The sequence below is a fragment of the Acinetobacter sp. 22301 genome, from assembly GCF_052045285.1.
Classification (GTDB): domain Bacteria; phylum Pseudomonadota; class Gammaproteobacteria; order Pseudomonadales; family Moraxellaceae; genus Acinetobacter; species Acinetobacter pittii.
Window position 1 is genome coordinate 36,675 of record NZ_JBQEOR010000010.1, and the last position, 15,405, is coordinate 52,079.

The window sequence follows — 15,405 nt, forward strand, 5'->3', positions numbered from 1 at the left end:
CGCATTGACGGGCTTTTATTATTTTATAAATCCTTAATAGTTCCTTCCCACCAGTTCTTTTGTTTTTCACAATTTAATGGTTGAAGCTGCTCTCCTCGTAATTCGAACAATATCGCCTCTCCTTTAGAATTTACCTTAAATTCAGCATATTTGGCTTTTTCATAACATTGGGCCAAGCCTTCTGCAAACAAGAAACTGCGAGAGGCAGGATATAAAGCCTGCAAACGATTTTCAGGATTTTTTAAAATTAACCTCTGCCCAGCAAATGAATTATTGATATCTAAAATGGTACGAACTACGCGATTTTGTGAATCCAAAATAACTTTTGCGGGAACGGAAGAGCGATTAAAAATCACCTGTTCCAGAGCCTCACCTTCACTTCCTGCAAGAGCTTTAAGAGATTGTAAATGTAATTCATAAGCCAGTGCCATATAGTCACCTTGTAAAATTGAACGAGGATCAACTGGCTTAAGCTCAATGAAAATACTTTTACTATGGTGCAAATGCCATTCATTTTTCGCCACTAAACCTGCAAAAAATAATATGGTGGCTAATGCAAGAATAAGAGAAAAATACTTTTTCATTCTTTCTCTCCTTTAACAAGATCATTTTTATTTTCACGTTGAAGTAACCAAGACAGAGCCAACAAAACAATACCCGAAATAAAAATAGATGCACTCTTAGCTAGAAAAGTTATTTGTAGGTTGTAATAGAGCTGCCAGAACACAAAAACGAATACAGTTAAGCTCACTCCATACACAATATAATCTTTCTTTTTTAATGCCCACGTTAAAATAATAAGCAGGATGAAAATTTCAAAATATCCCAACACAATAAGTAACACACCAAATATTAAAAAGGCGAAAAAAGTGAGTGCCTTAAGTTGTCGATATAAATGAAGAACACTAAAGCAAAGTAACCAGACAACAGGTAGCAAATATAAAACCCATAACTGCTGATCTATCGAATTTTCTGGTACCAACCCCATAAAAGTATTGAAAAAAGAAGCTACAAGAATTACGACCAGCACGCATAAAAAAATACTACGCTCGTATAGGGCTATTGATTCTCTCTTAGGTAAGAGCACCAAACTAAAAACCAAGTAACTGAGCAAAGTTAAATTTAAATAAGTCTGAGTAGAATGTATTGACCACAATGAATGGTCCAGTTGTAGCAAATAGATAAAAGCTATGCCATACGTAGCAAGCATTTGAATTAAAATGAAGAACCAATGTGGTTTAAGAAAATAACTAATACATAGAATAATAATCTGTGCAATTAAAACCCATAGAATTTGATCTGTTTCTGAACCAAGATGAAACAAGAAAGCGATCTGCCCACTGATAAACAAACAATAGGCAAATTGCCGAAAGAAATAGCTTTGTGATTTCTTTAAAAGAATAAACGCCAATCCAACAAAAACAACTCCAATAACTAAAGAAATAGCTTCCCAAAACACCAGCGTAAAAGCTGCAAGTGACAAGCCAGCAAGCCAAGCACCAATTGCCAATGGAATGACATAAAAGCGGCTTTGACGAAAAATTTTTATTAAAAGATAGCTGATCAGCGCAAACCAAATAAAAATAATGCCTGCAATCAATAAAAATATGAACTCATTAGAGTCTTTAAATAGGTTATTAATCCCATCTACAAGCCATATCGTTGCAGTCACACCAAGAACAGCTGCCATCAAACTAGCACATAGCTGATCATCTTTTTTGAAGAAATAATAAAAAACGACTATTCCGGAAAAGAAGGCAGAAATTAGATAAGGAATATTCTCATTCGATAAATATTGAATTATTCCAATAATCGAAATAACGGCGAACCAAGCGATAAAGACAAACCTTAAAGCACGATATTTCTTTATACATACCCAAAACTCAATAAGGCTTAATAGATTTAGAGCGATTAAATATAAATAAGGAAACTTTTCAGACCAGAAAGTCTGTTTAAAAAATAAAAAAAGTGTAAGTTGGCTGGTAATACAAATTAAAGCAAAGATTCCAATATTCGGCCGATATAACCACGGTAATAAAAGTAATGTCCAAATTAAAAAAAGCAAATAACTGTCTGCACCAGTTTGATAAACCTGTCCAATTACAGCCAAGCTTAAACCTATCATCAAACCACTAACACTATGTAAGGTCTGCCTAACCCCATCACTTAATGTATCTTTTATGCTGAACCAAGCTGTGACAACTAATATAACGGGCGGGATCGCGAGTTGAATACTGTTTGGAAGCATAAACCAGTTGGCAGCAATTAAATACAGAATACTTACTGCCATAAATACATAACTGAAAATATGGAGATGCTGAATAAATGAACTATTGGTTAGAGGATAATAGTCTCTTATCTGCATGAAACACCTATTTTATTTATAATTTTCTATAAAAAACATAGCATTCCATTTTCATATCAACAAGTAAGCTCTTGTTAAAAAGCCTATTTCGATTTATGAAAATGCTTATTCATAAAGAAACTTAGCATTCTATAAAAGCATCTAGCCAATTCTATCAAGCGCGCTATAATAAAACCCATCGCTTCAGGGCGGGGTGCAATTCCCCACCGGTGGTAAAGTTAATTTTTATAAATAGATTAACAAGCCCACGAGCTTAAATTGTGTAATTTGAGCAGATTTGGTGAAACTCCAAAGCCGACGGTATAGTCCGGATGAAAGAAGACGACGAACTGGGATAAATCCGTTTTATTTCAGTGCCAGCCTGTTTTTACATCAGTCCTGAAATGTTCAACCGTATTTTTACGAGAGCGTTTCATTATGTCTAGCTTAATTCAACCAGAACTTTTTTTCTCAGCCCTCTCTCCTGCTGAGCAACGCATTCAACAAGCATTAGAAGATATCCATCAAGGCAAGCCTGTCTTGGTTATGGACGACTTTGATCGCGAAAATGAAGCAGATTTAATTGTTGCAGCCGAAACTTTAACGGTAGAAACAATGGCACGTATGATTCGTGATGGTTCAGGGATTGTATGTTTATGCCTTACAGAAGAGCTAGCAGACCATCTAGAACTACCACCAATGGTTTCTCAAAACTCGAGCCAGTTTCATACCGCTTTTACAGTGACCATTGAGGCAGCTCAAGGCGTTACCACTGGTGTTTCTGCTAAAGACCGTGTAACAACTATTCAAACTGCTATTAAAGATGGCGCTGTTGCAAGTGACTTAAATCGTCCGGGTCACGTTTTCCCATTACGTGCACGTAATGGTGGAGTCCTTACTCGTCGAGGTCATACCGAGGGAACAATTGATCTAGCAAGATTAGCCGGTTTAAAACCTGCTGGTGTGTTATGTGAATTAACCAATCCAGATGGCACGATGGCATCGGGCATTCAAGTTTTAGCATATGCTCAAACTCATCACTTAACGGTGATTACGATTGAAGAACTTGTTCAATACCGCCAGCAACACGGTATTTAAATAAAAAAGGTTTGGCTTTAGATCAAAGCCAAACCTTCAAATCAAAATTTAATAATATTTAAGAAACTTTCTTTTGTGCTGCCAGTTCTTCAACATAGTCCAAAAGCTCAGAAAACTGCTTAATCATTGCTTTTGGCTGTGCTTGAGCAAGTTCCTCTGCTGTTCCGTAACCATAAGTCACCGCTACCGCCTCAATACCGTTATGACGAGCACCCAAAACGTCATATTGGCGGTCACCGACCATTAAACACTCTTCTGGGTTTAATTGCTCATGTTCCAAAATATAATGGATAAGGTCAGCTTTATTAGTCCGCTCACCCGTTAACTCACTCCCATAGATATGTACAAAGTATTGACTTAATTCAAAATGATCCAAGATACGTTTTGCATAAATCGTTGGTTTAGCAGTTGCGACAAATAAACGATATCCTTCTTTTTTTAAAGCGCTAAGCGTTTTGGCAACAGATGGATACACTTCATTTTCGAACAGGCCAACCACCGAAAAACGCTCGCGATAAGCAAGTAAAGCTTGTTCAGCTAAAGCATCATCTTGAGTAGCTAATAATTTTGCGAGTGATGGCTTTAATGGTGGGCCAATTGTCCAGTCAATATCTAAATCGGCAGCCAATGGATAGCCTAATTTCTCCATTGCATAGCGAATTGAAGTATGGATTCCAACTTTTGGGTCTGTTAAGGTTCCATCTAAATCAATCAAAATATGTTTTATAGCCATTCAATCATTAACCCAGTAAAGTATTTAATTCAATTGGTCGAGAGTTTAATCAAACTCTCTTATACTAACGTAATTTTAAATTGAAAAGGAAATAACCGTGCGTCCAACCGTACTTTGTTTCTCGGGTTTAGACCCTTCAGGTGGTGCAGGTTTACAAGCCGATATCGAAGCAATTGGACAAAGTGGTGCCCATGCAGCAATTGCATGTACTGCCCTCACCATTCAGAACTCACAACAAGTATTTGGCTTCGAAGCAACCTCAAAAGAACTCTTATTAGCACAAGCAAATGCAGTTGTAGGTGACTTACCCATTAAATGTGTTAAGTCAGGCATGCTTGGCACGACAGATAATATTGCGGCACTAGCTGAATTTTTACGTGCTCATCCTGACTATCAATATGTACTTGATCCTGTTTTAGTCGCAAACAGTGGCGGCTCTTTAGGTGATCAGGCAACTCTCGTTAAAGCGTTCGTTGAACTTATTCCTCTAGCCACAATTATTACTCCAAATACCGTTGAATTACGTGCTCTAACAGGTATTACTGATTTAGATCAAGCCACTCAAAAGCTTTTTGAAATGGGTGCTAAAGCTGTTCTAGTGAAAGGTGGACATGAAGATACACCAGATCATATTAAAAATAGTTTATATATCGATGGTGAACTAGCAGCGAGTAGTAGCTGTCCTCGCCTTGAAGGTGAATATCACGGCTCAGGTTGTTCTTTAGCTAGCTTTATCGCTGGCCGTTTAGCTTTAGGTGATTCTTTAAAAATTGCAGTACAGCATGCTGAAACATGGTTATTCGGTGTTTTAAAAAATGCAGACACCCCTGTACCAAACGGACAAAAGATTCCAAAGCGTTTTTAAAAGCACAAAAAAGGCGCTTAAAGCGCCTTTTTTATTAATCTTAATTATTGAGGAATACGTAAAACTTGTCCTGGGAAAATCTCATCAGGATCTTTTAACATTGGTTTATTTGCTTCAAAGATTTTTGGATATTGATTTGCATCGCCGTAAACTTCTTTCGCAATTTTTGAAAGGTTGTCACCTGATTTCACGGTATAAAATTTACTTTCCGGTTCAGGAGTTGCCACTGTCATCTGGTCATCTACTTGAGCCACATGATCAATGTTTCCAACAATAAGAATAATTTTCTCTTTATCTGCTTGGCTTTTTACCTGCCCTTTAATAATTGCGGTATCAGTAGTACCGTTATAGGTTACAGATAAGCCTTCTACCCCTAAGCCCAAACTTTTAATTAAACCTAATAATTTATTTGCAACTTCTTGTGCAGAAGGTTCTGCTGGTGTTGCTGGAGCTGGTTGTGGTTCTGCTGGTGCGGTATTTTTCTTGCCAATACCTTTTACAAAATCAAAAAGACCCATCTTTTAGTCCTCATATTATTGTTTATAGTAAAGTCATTAAACTGACCTTTATTGTTATACTTCAAAAAAGTTATACCTCTGCTATCAATTGAGGTTGATCTTGTAAAAATATGTATCTCTTAAATTTTTTCTAAAATAAAAAAAGCCACCTTACGGTGGCCTTCTTTTTATTCAGCAATATGCGAATTAACCAAGTTTTTTAGTTACATAGTCAATTGCAGATTGAACTGTAGTGATTTCGTTAGAATCTTCATCAGGGATAGTGATGTCGAAGTCGTTTTCGAAAGACATAACAAGTTCAACTAAATCTAAAGAGTCAGCACCTAAGTCATCCATAAAAGATGCTTCGTTTTTAATCTCTTCAGCTTTAAGACCAAGTTGTTCTGCAACCGCTTGTTTAACGCGTTGTTCGATATCGCTCACAGGAATTCTCCTCATTGCTTGTGGCGTTTAATTTGCCACTAGTTTAATTGAATATAAAAATTTTTAAAAGTTTATACATCGGCGTTAGGCCATGTATAAACCACCATTTACATGTAATACCGTACCGGTAATGTAACCTGCTTTATCACTTGCAAGGAAACTCACCGCATTTGCGATATCTTGTGGCTCACCTAAGCGATTTAAAGCCACTTGATCACTCATTTTTTTGCGAATGTCTTCACTAAGTGCATCTGTCATTTCTGTTGCAATAAAACCTGGCGCCACACTGTTTACAGTAATTTGGCGGCTACCCATCTCTTTTGCAAGGCTACGGCTGAATGCTTCAATACCTGCTTTAGCAGCAGAATAGTTCGCTTGGCCTGGGTTTGCAAAGTGAGCTACAACAGAACTGATATTAATAATTCGACCAAAACGTGCCTTCGTCATACCCTTAAGCACACGTTTAGATAAACGATAAACTGCTTTAAGGTGAATGTTGAGAATGTCATCCCAATCATCTTCAGACATACGAAGCAACAAATTGTCTTTCGTAATACCTGCATTGTTAACTAGAACAAGTACAGGACCATAGTTCTGTTCAATATGAGAAACGACTGCTTCAATCTCATCGAGATTACGCACGTCGAGCGCCAAACCTGCACCTTGTTCACCAAAGCTATCACTTAATTTTTGTGCACCAGATTCAGAAGTCGCAGTACCTACAACAAAATAACCGTCTTGAATAAGTTGCTGGGCAATGGCAGCGCCAATACCCCGACTCGCGCCCGTTACTAATGCAACTTTGCGTTCTTGTGTCATGCAATTTTTCCTTCTGCCACTAAAACAGCATTTAGGGCATCTTCCATTTTGCTCTTACTATCAATAGAAAAAGCTTTTTCAATATTTGGTAAACGCTTTGCGAGGTTACTCAATACTGTACCTGGACCACACTCAACAATGTATTGAATACCTTGGTCTTGTAGAGACTGCATGGTACGTGTCCATTGTACTGATTGGTACAATTGTGCAGTTAATGCCTGACGCAATTGAGCAACATCGGTAGCTATTCCCGCGTTGACATTTTGTATTACAGGAATGGTAGGTAGCTCAATGGCAGTTTGTTCCAAAGCTTCTGCAAATTTCTCAGCGGCAGGTTTCATCAACGAACAATGAGAAGGAACTGACACTGGTAAAGCAATTGCTTTAGCTGACTGCTCTTTTGCCAAAGCCATAACTTCTTGTACAGAAGCTGTACTTCCTGCAATCACAACTTGACCTTGTGAATTATAGTTTGCAGCTTCTACAGAACCTTCACCTGACGCACTCACGGTTTGACAAAGTTCAACCACTTTTTCATCAGCCAAACCAAGGATTGCAGCCATAGCCCCTTGACCCTGAGGTACAGCACTTTGCATGAGCTTGCCACGCAAGTTAACTAATTTAACTGCATCTGCCAAGCTCATAGAGCCTGCAGCTACCAATGCACTGTATTCACCTAGTGAATGTCCTGCAAGGTATTTAGGTGCCAGACCACCTAAATCAAGCCATACACGCCATAAAGCGATACTGGCAGTTAATAACACAGGTTGGGTATTTTCTGTTTGGTCGAGACCTTCGCCACTTTGCGCAATATGCCAAAGATCAAATCCAAGAGCATCTGAAGCTTCTGCAAAAGTTTGCCCGACCCCACTAAACTGTTCTGCTAGTTCAGCAAGCATACCGACTTTTTGTGAACCTTGACCAGGAAACACAAATGCAGTTTTTGTGGCTAAAGCTACTTGTTCAAGACGTTTAGCAGACATAAGAAATCCTTTTTTGGGTTTTCACTCATTTCTGGAGCGGAAATTTAACATGTTATTTATATATTTATAATTGCGAAAAACAACAAAAAAAGGGAGCTTTCGCTCCCATTTTTTCTATACTTAAGCATCACGCTTAATGCATATCATGCAATTATTCAGCATCAGCTGCTTTAGCGAATAATTGACGACCACGGTAGAAACCGTCTTTAGTCACGTGGTGACGACGATGAGTTTCACCAGTTGCTTGGTCTACTGTTAATGCATTCTCGGTTAAAGCGTCATGTGAACGGCGCATGTCACGGCGAGAGCGACTTTTACGGTTTTGCTGAACGGCCATGATGGCTCCTTACAAAGATCGAAAAAATGGATCAGAACAAATTCAGTTGTCTTATCTCACAATTATAACACAAATTATGAGTTAAGTTTACCCTTCAAACCTGCCAAAACATCAAACGGATTATCCCGTTTTTCTTCGACAACATTCTGAATGGTAGGTTGATGTTTATGTTCACAAGCATCATGCTTGGGAGATAAAGGCATCAACAATAACAGTTCATCTTCTAGTAATGCGAGTAAGTTAATCGAGGCAGGCGTATCATAATCGCCTTTCGTCGAAGACTCACTTTCACCTAAAACGATGAAATCAGCATCCTCATCCAAGCGCTCTATCAGTGACTCATCATCCACTAATGCAATATGGAAGTCTAAGACAAGAGGCATTTCAACAGGTTCCAAACAACGTTGGCACTCCATTGGAACTTTCGTGTCCATGTGACCGTCCATCCACACAATGCGATGATATGCATCCATTGATAGCTTACAGTCTATGTTGATCAATTGGTTATCAATTGATCCAACAGCTTCACGAGCGATACGAGCAAAGCGAGACAAGGGCAGTTGACCTGACCATGTAAAGCCTTGTTCAGCCCATTTAAACGGCTCAATCTGTGCCGGAAAGGTATTTGCTGACATAATTAAGGCGGCAATTCTACAAATTCATCGGTACTCTGTCAAAGATTAAGATACAATTTTGCACTTCTTTAGACAGAACTCGGGGTAAATTAAGCAATGCACCTGTTGCAGCCGCAACCTGAAGTTAACACTTCATTACTCGTTTGCACCCATTCAACTCATCAGAACACTCTTGTACCTGACCTAGTGCAACTCTCACCATGGTCAAGCTCAAAATCGGAGTCTGAGCAAGTTGATTGGCTTATTTTACACTTTAATCACTGGTTTTCCCACCATAATGTGACATTAGTTCGTGGCGATTTTGAACCTGAATATTTTCCAGCGGCAAATAAAGAACCAGCCAAGATCCAATTTGCTCACGGTTTCTTTAATAGTGCTTTGCATGAAATTAGTCACTGGACTATTGCTGGTGAAAAAAGACGTCTATTATCAGATTTAGGTTATTGGTATGCACCTGATGGTCGCACCCAAGAACAGCAAAGTTTATTTGAACAAGTAGAAATTAAGCCACAAGCAATTGAATGGTTATTTGCGCAATCTTTTGGCCGAAAATTTAGAGTTTCACTCGATAACCTTACAGGTGATAGCGGTGATGGCAAACTATTTAAAGATAACGTTTATGCTCAAGTGCAACGTTACTTTTCGGGTGAAGCTAAGTTGCCACGTGATGCAGCAGCATTTATTGGTTTTATTTGCCAATGTACACGTTCGGGTACACCCTTACAATTAAATGAATTTAAACGTGAACTCCTTGATTAATTGACAAAAAAGCTACGTTAATTGCTTGCCTAGGCCATTTAAAAAGCCTAATAATTATTTTTAACACTGGCGTGATGGAGTCTCTAAAATATGATGCATTTACATGTACATCCTGAAAATCCACAGCAACGCCTCATTGCCCAAGCGGTTGAACGTATCCGAGCAGGAGATGTTGTGGTCTACCCTACCGATGCTGCCTATGCGATTGGCTGTCAAATCGGTAATAAAAATGCCATGGAACGTATTGCACAGATTCGTGGCTTAGGACCTAAACATCAATATGCCATTATGTGCTGTGACTTATCTGATATTGCAACTTATGCAAAAGTTGATAATGCGACATATCGTTTATTGAAAGCGAACACACCAGCTATTACTACATTCATTTTACCTGCAACAAGTGAAGTCCCTCGTAGATTGATGCACCCTAAGAAGAAAACAATTGGCTTACGTATTCCGAGTAATGCAATTTGTCAGGCTTTATTACAAGAACTTGGCGAGCCGCTACTCACCAGTACATTAATTTTACCGGGTCAAGAAGACCCTCTAGATGACCCTTACGATATTGAAAATCAGTTAGATAAACGAATTGATGTATTTATTGACGGAGGTTTTGGTACCTTGACCAGTACAAGTATCGTTGATTTATCGGGCGAACATCCTGAAATTATCCGCCGTGGTGTTGGCGATGTAAGTGCTTTTGAATAAGCACTTACTTTTTTACCAATAGTTTAAAAAAAAGTATTATCACTCAAAAAAATACTCTTTATTTATTTTGGATTTTTTTTACACTTTAGTCGTTAAGTAATTTATTAAAAGACACAATTCATTTAGAATGATTTTCACTATCTGCTGTTCTTCTACTTACAGCTGTCTAGGACTTGAATAACAAGTCTCATGCTTTTGAAAATTCGCGTGGCTTATAATCGTAATGAATCAATCACTTCATCAATCCATGGAAGACGCTCCACACATCCGTGTTTTAGATGAGTGGCATGACAAAATTCCAGAAGATCTCTATATACCTCCAGCTGCATTTGAGATTTTGCTCGAGCGGTTTGAAGGTCCATTAGATTTTTTAATTTATCTGATTCAGAAAAACGGTTTCGATTTAATTCAACTCGATATTGCTCCTATAGCGACTCAATATTTGGCCTATATGGATAGCATGAAATCTTTAAATATCGAGTTGACAGCAGATTATATGGTGATGGCTGCTCTATTAGCTGACCTAAAATCTCGCCTACTTCTACCAAAACCTACAATTATAAGCATTGAAAAAGATCCTAAGCAGGAGCTTATTGATCGTCTTGAAACCTATCTACGCATTAAGCAAGCAGCTGAGCGTTTAGGCCAAATGCCAATTCTCGAGCGCGATACATTTAACGCCAATGTAAGCTTGGGACATATCTCACCTGTTTATGAAGGTTACGATATTTCTGCGCTACATGATGCGTTGTTCTGTGTATTTAATCGCCCCGAACCTATTACCCATGTTGTCGCTCAAGAACCTGTTTTACTCGAAGAACGTATTGCATATATTGAAGAGAAATTAGAGTCTGGTGACGTGTTAAGTTTTAAAGAATTACTCAATCCCCAGCAAGGTCGTATGGGAATGGTTGTTACTTTTATGGCAGTTTTAGAATTGACTCGCCAACAGAAAATTAAAATTATTGCCACTGGTATTGAAGCCCCGTTAGCAATTCAAGGATCTTCAATATGAGTAGTTTTGAACAAAATAATAGTGATTTGTCATTAGCTGACATACATCATGAAGTCTTATTACAACTTGAAGCAATTATCTTTGCCAGTGAAGCGCCTGTTTCAATTGCCCGCTTAAAAGAAGCATTTAACAATCAATATAATAAACAACAGCTTCGTCAGCTTTTGCAACAGCTCGCGCTATTACAACATGGTCGGTCTATTGAGCTGATTGAAACAGCACAAGGGTTTCGCTTTCAGGTAAGATCTAAATATCGTAGTATTATTGCGCAAATTTGGCCAGAGCGACCAACAAAACTGTCGCCTTCATTACTAGAAACCCTGGCTGTCATTGCTTATCATCAACCGGTTACCCGAGCTGATATTGAACAAATTCGTGGTGTATCTAATAATAGTCAGATTCTTAGAACACTATTTGACTGGAACTGGATTAAAGAAGCCGGTTTTAGAGATTTACCCGGAAGACCTGCGTTGCTAATTACAACGCCTCAGTTTCTGAATGCTTTTGGTCTAGCCTCTCTAGGCCAATTGCCTCCCCTACAGAACGCCAAGGAAGCCTTTATGGCTCTCGATGCAAATGCACCGAAATCATAAAGAGGTGGACTGTTGATCATTATGTCTAAGGTTGTGCTGTCATGAGTGAAAAATTGCAAAAAGTATTAGCGCGAATCGGATTAGGTTCCCGCCGATATATGGAAGAGGTTATTGCCGCAGGACGCGTGAGTGTAAACGGTCGTGTTGCCCAAGTGGGTGAGCGCATTGAACCAGGCGATGAATTACGCATTGATGGCCGTAAAGTTCAGTTTCAGATTGAAGACGAAATTCGTCGTCGCGTACTGATTTATTATAAGCCTGAGGGTGAAATCTGTTCACGTAATGATCCTGAAAAACGCCCAACCGTATTTGATCATTTACCACAAATTGCCAATGACCGCTGGGTAATGGTAGGTCGTCTGGATATTAACAGTACTGGTTTATTACTATTCACAAATGATGGTGAACTTGCTAACCGCTTAATGCACCCATCTAATGAAATTGAACGTGAATACGCTGTTCGAGTAATGGGTGAAGTAACGCCAAAACTACGCCAAAACATGGTCAACGGAGTAGAGCTCGAAGATGGTCCTGCCAAATTCGAATCATTCTCTGAAATTGGTGGTGAAGGTATTAACCGCTGGTACCAAGTTGTAGTAAAAGAAGGTCGTAATCGCGAAGTACGTCGTATTTTCGAATCACAAGATCTTAAAGTAAGCCGTTTATTACGTACACGCTACGGTACAGTTATTTTACCGCGCGAATTACGTACTGGTCGCTGGATGGAACTCGACAAAACTGACATCGACAACTTAGCCAAATCGGTTGAGTTAAAACCACGTCAAGGTACAGGTTTATTTGGTATGGCGAAACGCCGTACTGATCGTATGACTGAAAAACCAATGGCTGCGCGTCGTGGCGGTTACTTACGTCAACAACGTCGTGATGATGAAAAAGAAGCTCCTGTTAACACAGGGAACCAACGTAAATCGACTGGTTTTAACCGCGGTTCGAAGAAATTCTAAGATATTAAAAAGATGTAAAAAAACCGCTCAAATTAGAGCGGTTTTTTATAACCTGCTTAACTTAATTCATTTTTGCCAGTTCAATCCATTCAGCTTCGGGGAAATGAATAGCTAAATAATCTTTCAAAAAATTTGAAGTATCTTGAGAAATTAATGGATCCTTTGATTCATCTTTTAGATTATAAACCAAGGCATGCAACTTCAGCCCACGAGACTTAAGTGCTTCAAGACTAAGCAAAGTATGGTTAATACTTCCTAAACGGCCCGATGTTACTAAAATAACAGGAAACTGATGCTGAGCGACATAATCAATGGTAAGCAGACTGGTGGTTAATGGCACCATTAAACCTCCCGCACCTTCCAACAATACGATTTCAAAACGCTCAGCCAATGTTTGGGTCGCATCTTCAATTTTTTGAAAATCAATTTCTCGGTTATCAAGACGTGTTGCAAGATGAGGTGAAGCAGGATAACTAAAGATTTCAGGCATGGTTAGCTTGTCATGATCTTCTTGGAACCAGCCCTGCCCCATAATTTCACGATGCTTTTCAATATCCTCAGAAATATCAGCGTTACCTGTTTGAATGAGTTTTTGGGTAATCACTTTTTTACCCTGCTCAGTCCATAATTTTGCTAAGAAGCCTGTCGCGTAGGTTTTACCAATTTCGGTATCAATCCCACTCACAAAATAGATCTGGCCACTCATTTACTTCATTCTCCGGGCAATACAATAAATAGGATGATATGTTAGGGAATATCCTTCAGCATACTTAAACCGATCATAATCTTGATAAAACTGTTGTAAAGTTTGTTTAGTCCAACGATGCTGAGCCGTTGCGGTTACACCTGTTGCTTTTAAATGTTGCAACACAGCTTTAGGTGAATCGAAATAGAGTTGAGTTTCTGATTCTGACAAATGCAAAATCTCAAAACCAGCTTGAGTTAAGACACTACTCCAATTTTCAACTGACCAGTAACTTAAACCCTGTCCTGTTAATTCTTTAATCTCTAATAAGTTTTTAGAACCAAAGGTTGAAAAGCATAACCAACCTCGCTCAGTTAAAGCCTCATTACAACGTTCGAGCAAATGCGGTAAATCTTGCATCCACTGTAAAGCTGAACCTGAAACAATCATATCCAGCTGCTGAGGGAAATCTAAAGTTTCAATATCCCCAATCAACCATTTTAAATTTTCTTGATGACTAAAGTGCTGCTGCACATCTGCATATAGATCATTCAAAATTAACTCTTCAAACTGAAAAGATGTAGCAAGAAGACGAGTTAAATTGCCAGAACCACAACCAATTTCAAAGACACGCGACATCGTAGCCGGGCAGAACTGCTGAACTAAACCTGTTAAATTTTGGCAAATCTGTTTTTGAACAATTGCATGCTCTGAATAGCTTTGCCCTGCTTTGGCAAAACGCTGGGCAACTAAGTTTTTATTCAAACTCACAGAAAACTCACCAATTCTTCAAGTTCATGTTGCTGCACCATTGACGTTAAAGAAATACGCAAACGCGAACTGTTTTTAGGTACTGTTGGTGGACGCACAGGCATAGCATAAAAACCACTTTCCTGAACGTATTTCGCTTTATCGATCGCAGCCTGACTTTCTCCAACAATGACTGGAATAATATGGCTGGTCGATGGGCTTACATAACCCTTTTGCACAACAGCTTGTTGAAGATATTGGCTAATATTTTTTAAGTGTTCACGTTGAGATTGAGAGACTAATACTTTTTGAAAAATAAAGTTTGCCCATGCCATAACAATCGGAGGCTGTGCAGTACTAAAAATAAGTGGGCGCATTTTATTAATGAGATAATCTTTAATAATTGGATCACAAATAATGTAACCACCGACCGCCGCTAATGCTTTGCCTAATGTACCGACCAGAAAATCAATTTCCTGAATCACATTATATTGTTCAGCACATCCTAAGCCTTGCTGACCACGAACCCCAATTGAATGCGCTTCATCAACATATAACATAGTTTTAGCAAACCGTTTTTTTAGCTGAACTAAAGCGGCTAAATCCGTCTCATCACCGTCCATACTAAAAATACTTTCTGTGACCACAATGATTCGTTCAATCTTGTCATCATCATGATATTTTTGGAGGAGTTGTTCCAAGTGTTGTAAATCGTTATGTCGATAACGCACATACTGAGCGCCAGATAAACGTATACCGTCAATCATACTGGCATGAACTAACTTATCCGCCAATATTAAAGTTTTACTATCAGCAACAGCTGGCAAAATACCAATATTCATATGGTAGCCACTATTAAATAATAGTGCCGCCCGACCACTAAATGCTTGGCTTAGGCTATTTTCTAATTGTTCATATTCGTCAAAATTGCCCGTTAATAGACGTGAAGATGAAGAACTAAAATAGCTACGCTCGATTGGAAAGCTATCTAAAAACTCTTCACGAAGATTGATATCAACAGCCAACCCAAGATAGTCATTTGAAGCTAAGTTGAGCATCGTTTTATTTTGAATCGTAATAAAACGTCCGTGCTGCACATTTTGGGTAAATTGTCTAAAGTTACCTTGTTGCTTTAACTCATCCAATTCGGCAGAAAAATGATCAAGCAATGACAT

General features: G+C 38.7%; 19 protein-coding genes and 1 riboswitch. Of the genes, 7 read left to right on the forward strand and 12 right to left on the reverse strand.

All coding sequences use genetic code 11. The annotated features are described in order from the left end of the window. Positions 1-23 precede the first annotated feature (23 nt). Positions 24-584: a GDYXXLXY domain-containing protein gene (locus ACTJJH_RS14420; protein WP_068526700.1), complete on the reverse strand. Its 561-nt coding sequence runs from the start codon at positions 582-584 to the stop codon at positions 24-26. Beyond that, a complete protein-coding gene (locus tag ACTJJH_RS14425; protein WP_440601333.1) occupies positions 581-2,365 on the reverse strand; it encodes a DUF2157 domain-containing protein in 1,785 nt (594 codons plus the stop codon). Before ACTJJH_RS14425 ends, ACTJJH_RS14420 begins: the two co-directional genes overlap by 4 nt. 176 nt (positions 2,366-2,541) lie before the next feature. Further along, a riboswitch (FMN riboswitch) is annotated at positions 2,542-2,692 on the forward strand. A 90-nt stretch (positions 2,693-2,782) separates the two neighbouring features. Here ACTJJH_RS14425 and ribB point away from each other — a divergent pair. Then, positions 2,783-3,442, forward strand: coding sequence for a 3,4-dihydroxy-2-butanone-4-phosphate synthase (gene ribB / locus ACTJJH_RS14430; RefSeq protein ID WP_238517120.1), 660 nt, complete (start codon positions 2,783-2,785; stop codon positions 3,440-3,442). A 58-nt stretch (positions 3,443-3,500) separates the two neighbouring features. On the opposite strand, the gene ACTJJH_RS14435 is transcribed toward ribB, so the two are convergent. Then, positions 3,501-4,175 carry an HAD-IA family hydrolase gene (locus ACTJJH_RS14435; RefSeq protein WP_002120346.1) on the reverse strand — a complete coding sequence of 225 codons (675 nt, stop codon included), beginning with the start codon at positions 4,173-4,175 and terminating at the stop codon, positions 3,501-3,503. A 97-nt stretch (positions 4,176-4,272) separates the two neighbouring features. Between ACTJJH_RS14435 and ACTJJH_RS14440 the strand changes: the two genes are divergently transcribed. Next, complete coding sequence (locus ACTJJH_RS14440) at positions 4,273-5,040, forward strand: hydroxymethylpyrimidine/phosphomethylpyrimidine kinase (RefSeq protein ID WP_016144494.1); 768 nt, start codon at positions 4,273-4,275, stop codon at positions 5,038-5,040. 44 nt (positions 5,041-5,084) lie between these two features. Here the strand turns inward: ACTJJH_RS14440 and lysM are convergent, their stop codons facing one another. The 6 genes from lysM to ACTJJH_RS14470 form a co-directional block, all read right to left on the reverse strand. After that, positions 5,085-5,558, reverse strand: a complete 474-nt coding sequence (gene lysM / locus ACTJJH_RS14445) for a peptidoglycan-binding protein LysM (RefSeq protein WP_002120434.1) — start codon at positions 5,556-5,558, stop codon at positions 5,085-5,087. Positions 5,559-5,744: 186 nt separating this feature from the next. After that, positions 5,745-5,981, reverse strand: a complete 237-nt coding sequence (gene acpP, locus ACTJJH_RS14450) for an acyl carrier protein (RefSeq protein ID WP_001279871.1) — start codon at positions 5,979-5,981, stop codon at positions 5,745-5,747. Positions 5,982-6,065: 84 nt separating this feature from the next. Beyond that, complete coding sequence (gene fabG, locus ACTJJH_RS14455; protein WP_002120395.1) at positions 6,066-6,800, reverse strand: 3-oxoacyl-ACP reductase FabG; 735 nt, start codon at positions 6,798-6,800, stop codon at positions 6,066-6,068. Further along, positions 6,797-7,783, reverse strand: coding sequence for an ACP S-malonyltransferase (gene fabD / locus ACTJJH_RS14460; RefSeq protein WP_002120357.1), 987 nt, complete (start codon positions 7,781-7,783; stop codon positions 6,797-6,799). Before fabD ends, fabG begins: the two co-directional genes overlap by 4 nt. Positions 7,784-7,934: 151 nt before the next feature. Further along, positions 7,935-8,120: a 50S ribosomal protein L32 gene (rpmF, locus tag ACTJJH_RS14465; RefSeq protein ID WP_000290730.1), complete on the reverse strand. Its 186-nt coding sequence runs from the start codon at positions 8,118-8,120 to the stop codon at positions 7,935-7,937. Between the two features lie 74 nt (positions 8,121-8,194). Beyond that, complete coding sequence (locus ACTJJH_RS14470; protein WP_002120393.1) at positions 8,195-8,755, reverse strand: YceD family protein; 561 nt, start codon at positions 8,753-8,755, stop codon at positions 8,195-8,197. A gap of 96 nt (positions 8,756-8,851) precedes the next feature. On the opposite strand from ACTJJH_RS14470, the gene ACTJJH_RS14475 reads away from it, so the two are divergent. The 5 genes from ACTJJH_RS14475 (at position 8,852) to rluB (ending at position 12,795) form a co-directional block, all read left to right on the forward strand. Next, positions 8,852-9,514 (forward strand): elongation factor P hydroxylase, encoded by a 663-nt coding sequence (locus ACTJJH_RS14475; RefSeq protein ID WP_440601334.1) that lies wholly within the window; start codon positions 8,852-8,854, stop codon positions 9,512-9,514. A 90-nt stretch (positions 9,515-9,604) separates the two neighbouring features. After that, the gene (locus ACTJJH_RS14480) at positions 9,605-10,222 is read left to right on the forward strand and encodes an L-threonylcarbamoyladenylate synthase (RefSeq protein ID WP_440601335.1); all 618 of its coding nucleotides are present in this window, start codon (positions 9,605-9,607) and stop codon (positions 10,220-10,222) included. Between the two features lie 223 nt (positions 10,223-10,445). Next, positions 10,446-11,237: a segregation and condensation protein A gene (locus ACTJJH_RS14485; protein WP_064785569.1), complete on the forward strand. Its 792-nt coding sequence runs from the start codon at positions 10,446-10,448 to the stop codon at positions 11,235-11,237. Further along, positions 11,234-11,830, forward strand: a complete 597-nt coding sequence (gene scpB / locus ACTJJH_RS14490; RefSeq protein WP_002120355.1) for an SMC-Scp complex subunit ScpB — start codon at positions 11,234-11,236, stop codon at positions 11,828-11,830. The genes ACTJJH_RS14485 and scpB overlap by 4 nt, the downstream gene beginning before the upstream one ends. A 41-nt stretch (positions 11,831-11,871) precedes the next feature. After that, positions 11,872-12,795, forward strand: coding sequence for a 23S rRNA pseudouridine(2605) synthase RluB (rluB, locus tag ACTJJH_RS14495; RefSeq protein ID WP_002120431.1), 924 nt, complete (start codon positions 11,872-11,874; stop codon positions 12,793-12,795). A 61-nt stretch (positions 12,796-12,856) separates the two neighbouring features. Here rluB and bioD read toward each other — a convergent pair whose 3' ends face one another. Genes bioD through ACTJJH_RS14510 form a run of 3 tightly spaced genes read right to left on the reverse strand, consistent with a single transcriptional unit; the run spans position 12,857 to position 15,405 of the window. Continuing rightward, complete coding sequence (bioD, locus tag ACTJJH_RS14500; protein ID WP_032004264.1) at positions 12,857-13,501, reverse strand: dethiobiotin synthase; 645 nt, start codon at positions 13,499-13,501, stop codon at positions 12,857-12,859. Then, entirely contained in the window at positions 13,502-14,251 is a 750-nt protein-coding gene (gene bioC / locus ACTJJH_RS14505) for a malonyl-ACP O-methyltransferase BioC (RefSeq protein ID WP_440601336.1), read from the reverse strand. Beyond that, complete coding sequence (locus ACTJJH_RS14510) at positions 14,248-15,405, reverse strand: 8-amino-7-oxononanoate synthase (protein WP_440601337.1); 1,158 nt, start codon at positions 15,403-15,405, stop codon at positions 14,248-14,250. The genes bioC and ACTJJH_RS14510 overlap by 4 nt, the downstream gene beginning before the upstream one ends.

What these genes read in the sequence shown, in the direction of transcription:
- ACTJJH_RS14420 (WP_068526700.1), bottom strand. Translation starts at nt 584, where the DNA reads ATGAAAAAGTATTTTTCTCTTATTCTTGCATTAGCCACCATATTATTT.
- ACTJJH_RS14425 (WP_440601333.1), bottom strand. Translation starts at nt 2,365, where the DNA reads ATGCAGATAAGAGACTATTATCCTCTAACCAATAGTTCATTTATTCAG.
- ribB (WP_238517120.1), top strand. Translation starts at nt 2,783, where the DNA reads ATGTCTAGCTTAATTCAACCAGAACTTTTTTTCTCAGCCCTCTCTCCT.
- ACTJJH_RS14435 (WP_002120346.1), bottom strand. Translation starts at nt 4,175, where the DNA reads ATGGCTATAAAACATATTTTGATTGATTTAGATGGAACCTTAACAGAC.
- lysM (WP_002120434.1), bottom strand. Translation starts at nt 5,558, where the DNA reads ATGGGTCTTTTTGATTTTGTAAAAGGTATTGGCAAGAAAAATACCGCA.
- fabG (WP_002120395.1), bottom strand. Translation starts at nt 6,800, where the DNA reads ATGACACAAGAACGCAAAGTTGCATTAGTAACGGGCGCGAGTCGGGGT.
- fabD (WP_002120357.1), bottom strand. Translation starts at nt 7,783, where the DNA reads ATGTCTGCTAAACGTCTTGAACAAGTAGCTTTAGCCACAAAAACTGCA.
- rpmF (WP_000290730.1), bottom strand. Translation starts at nt 8,120, where the DNA reads ATGGCCGTTCAGCAAAACCGTAAAAGTCGCTCTCGCCGTGACATGCGC.
- ACTJJH_RS14470 (WP_002120393.1), bottom strand. Translation starts at nt 8,755, where the DNA reads ATGTCAGCAAATACCTTTCCGGCACAGATTGAGCCGTTTAAATGGGCT.
- ACTJJH_RS14475 (WP_440601334.1), top strand. Translation starts at nt 8,852, where the DNA reads ATGCACCTGTTGCAGCCGCAACCTGAAGTTAACACTTCATTACTCGTT.
- ACTJJH_RS14480 (WP_440601335.1), top strand. Translation starts at nt 9,605, where the DNA reads ATGATGCATTTACATGTACATCCTGAAAATCCACAGCAACGCCTCATT.
- ACTJJH_RS14485 (WP_064785569.1), top strand. Translation starts at nt 10,446, where the DNA reads ATGAATCAATCACTTCATCAATCCATGGAAGACGCTCCACACATCCGT.
- scpB (WP_002120355.1), top strand. Translation starts at nt 11,234, where the DNA reads ATGAGTAGTTTTGAACAAAATAATAGTGATTTGTCATTAGCTGACATA.
- rluB (WP_002120431.1), top strand. Translation starts at nt 11,872, where the DNA reads ATGAGTGAAAAATTGCAAAAAGTATTAGCGCGAATCGGATTAGGTTCC.
- bioD (WP_032004264.1), bottom strand. Translation starts at nt 13,501, where the DNA reads ATGAGTGGCCAGATCTATTTTGTGAGTGGGATTGATACCGAAATTGGT.
- ACTJJH_RS14510 (WP_440601337.1), bottom strand. Translation starts at nt 15,405, where the DNA reads ATGTCATTGCTTGATCATTTTTCTGCCGAATTGGATGAGTTAAAGCAA.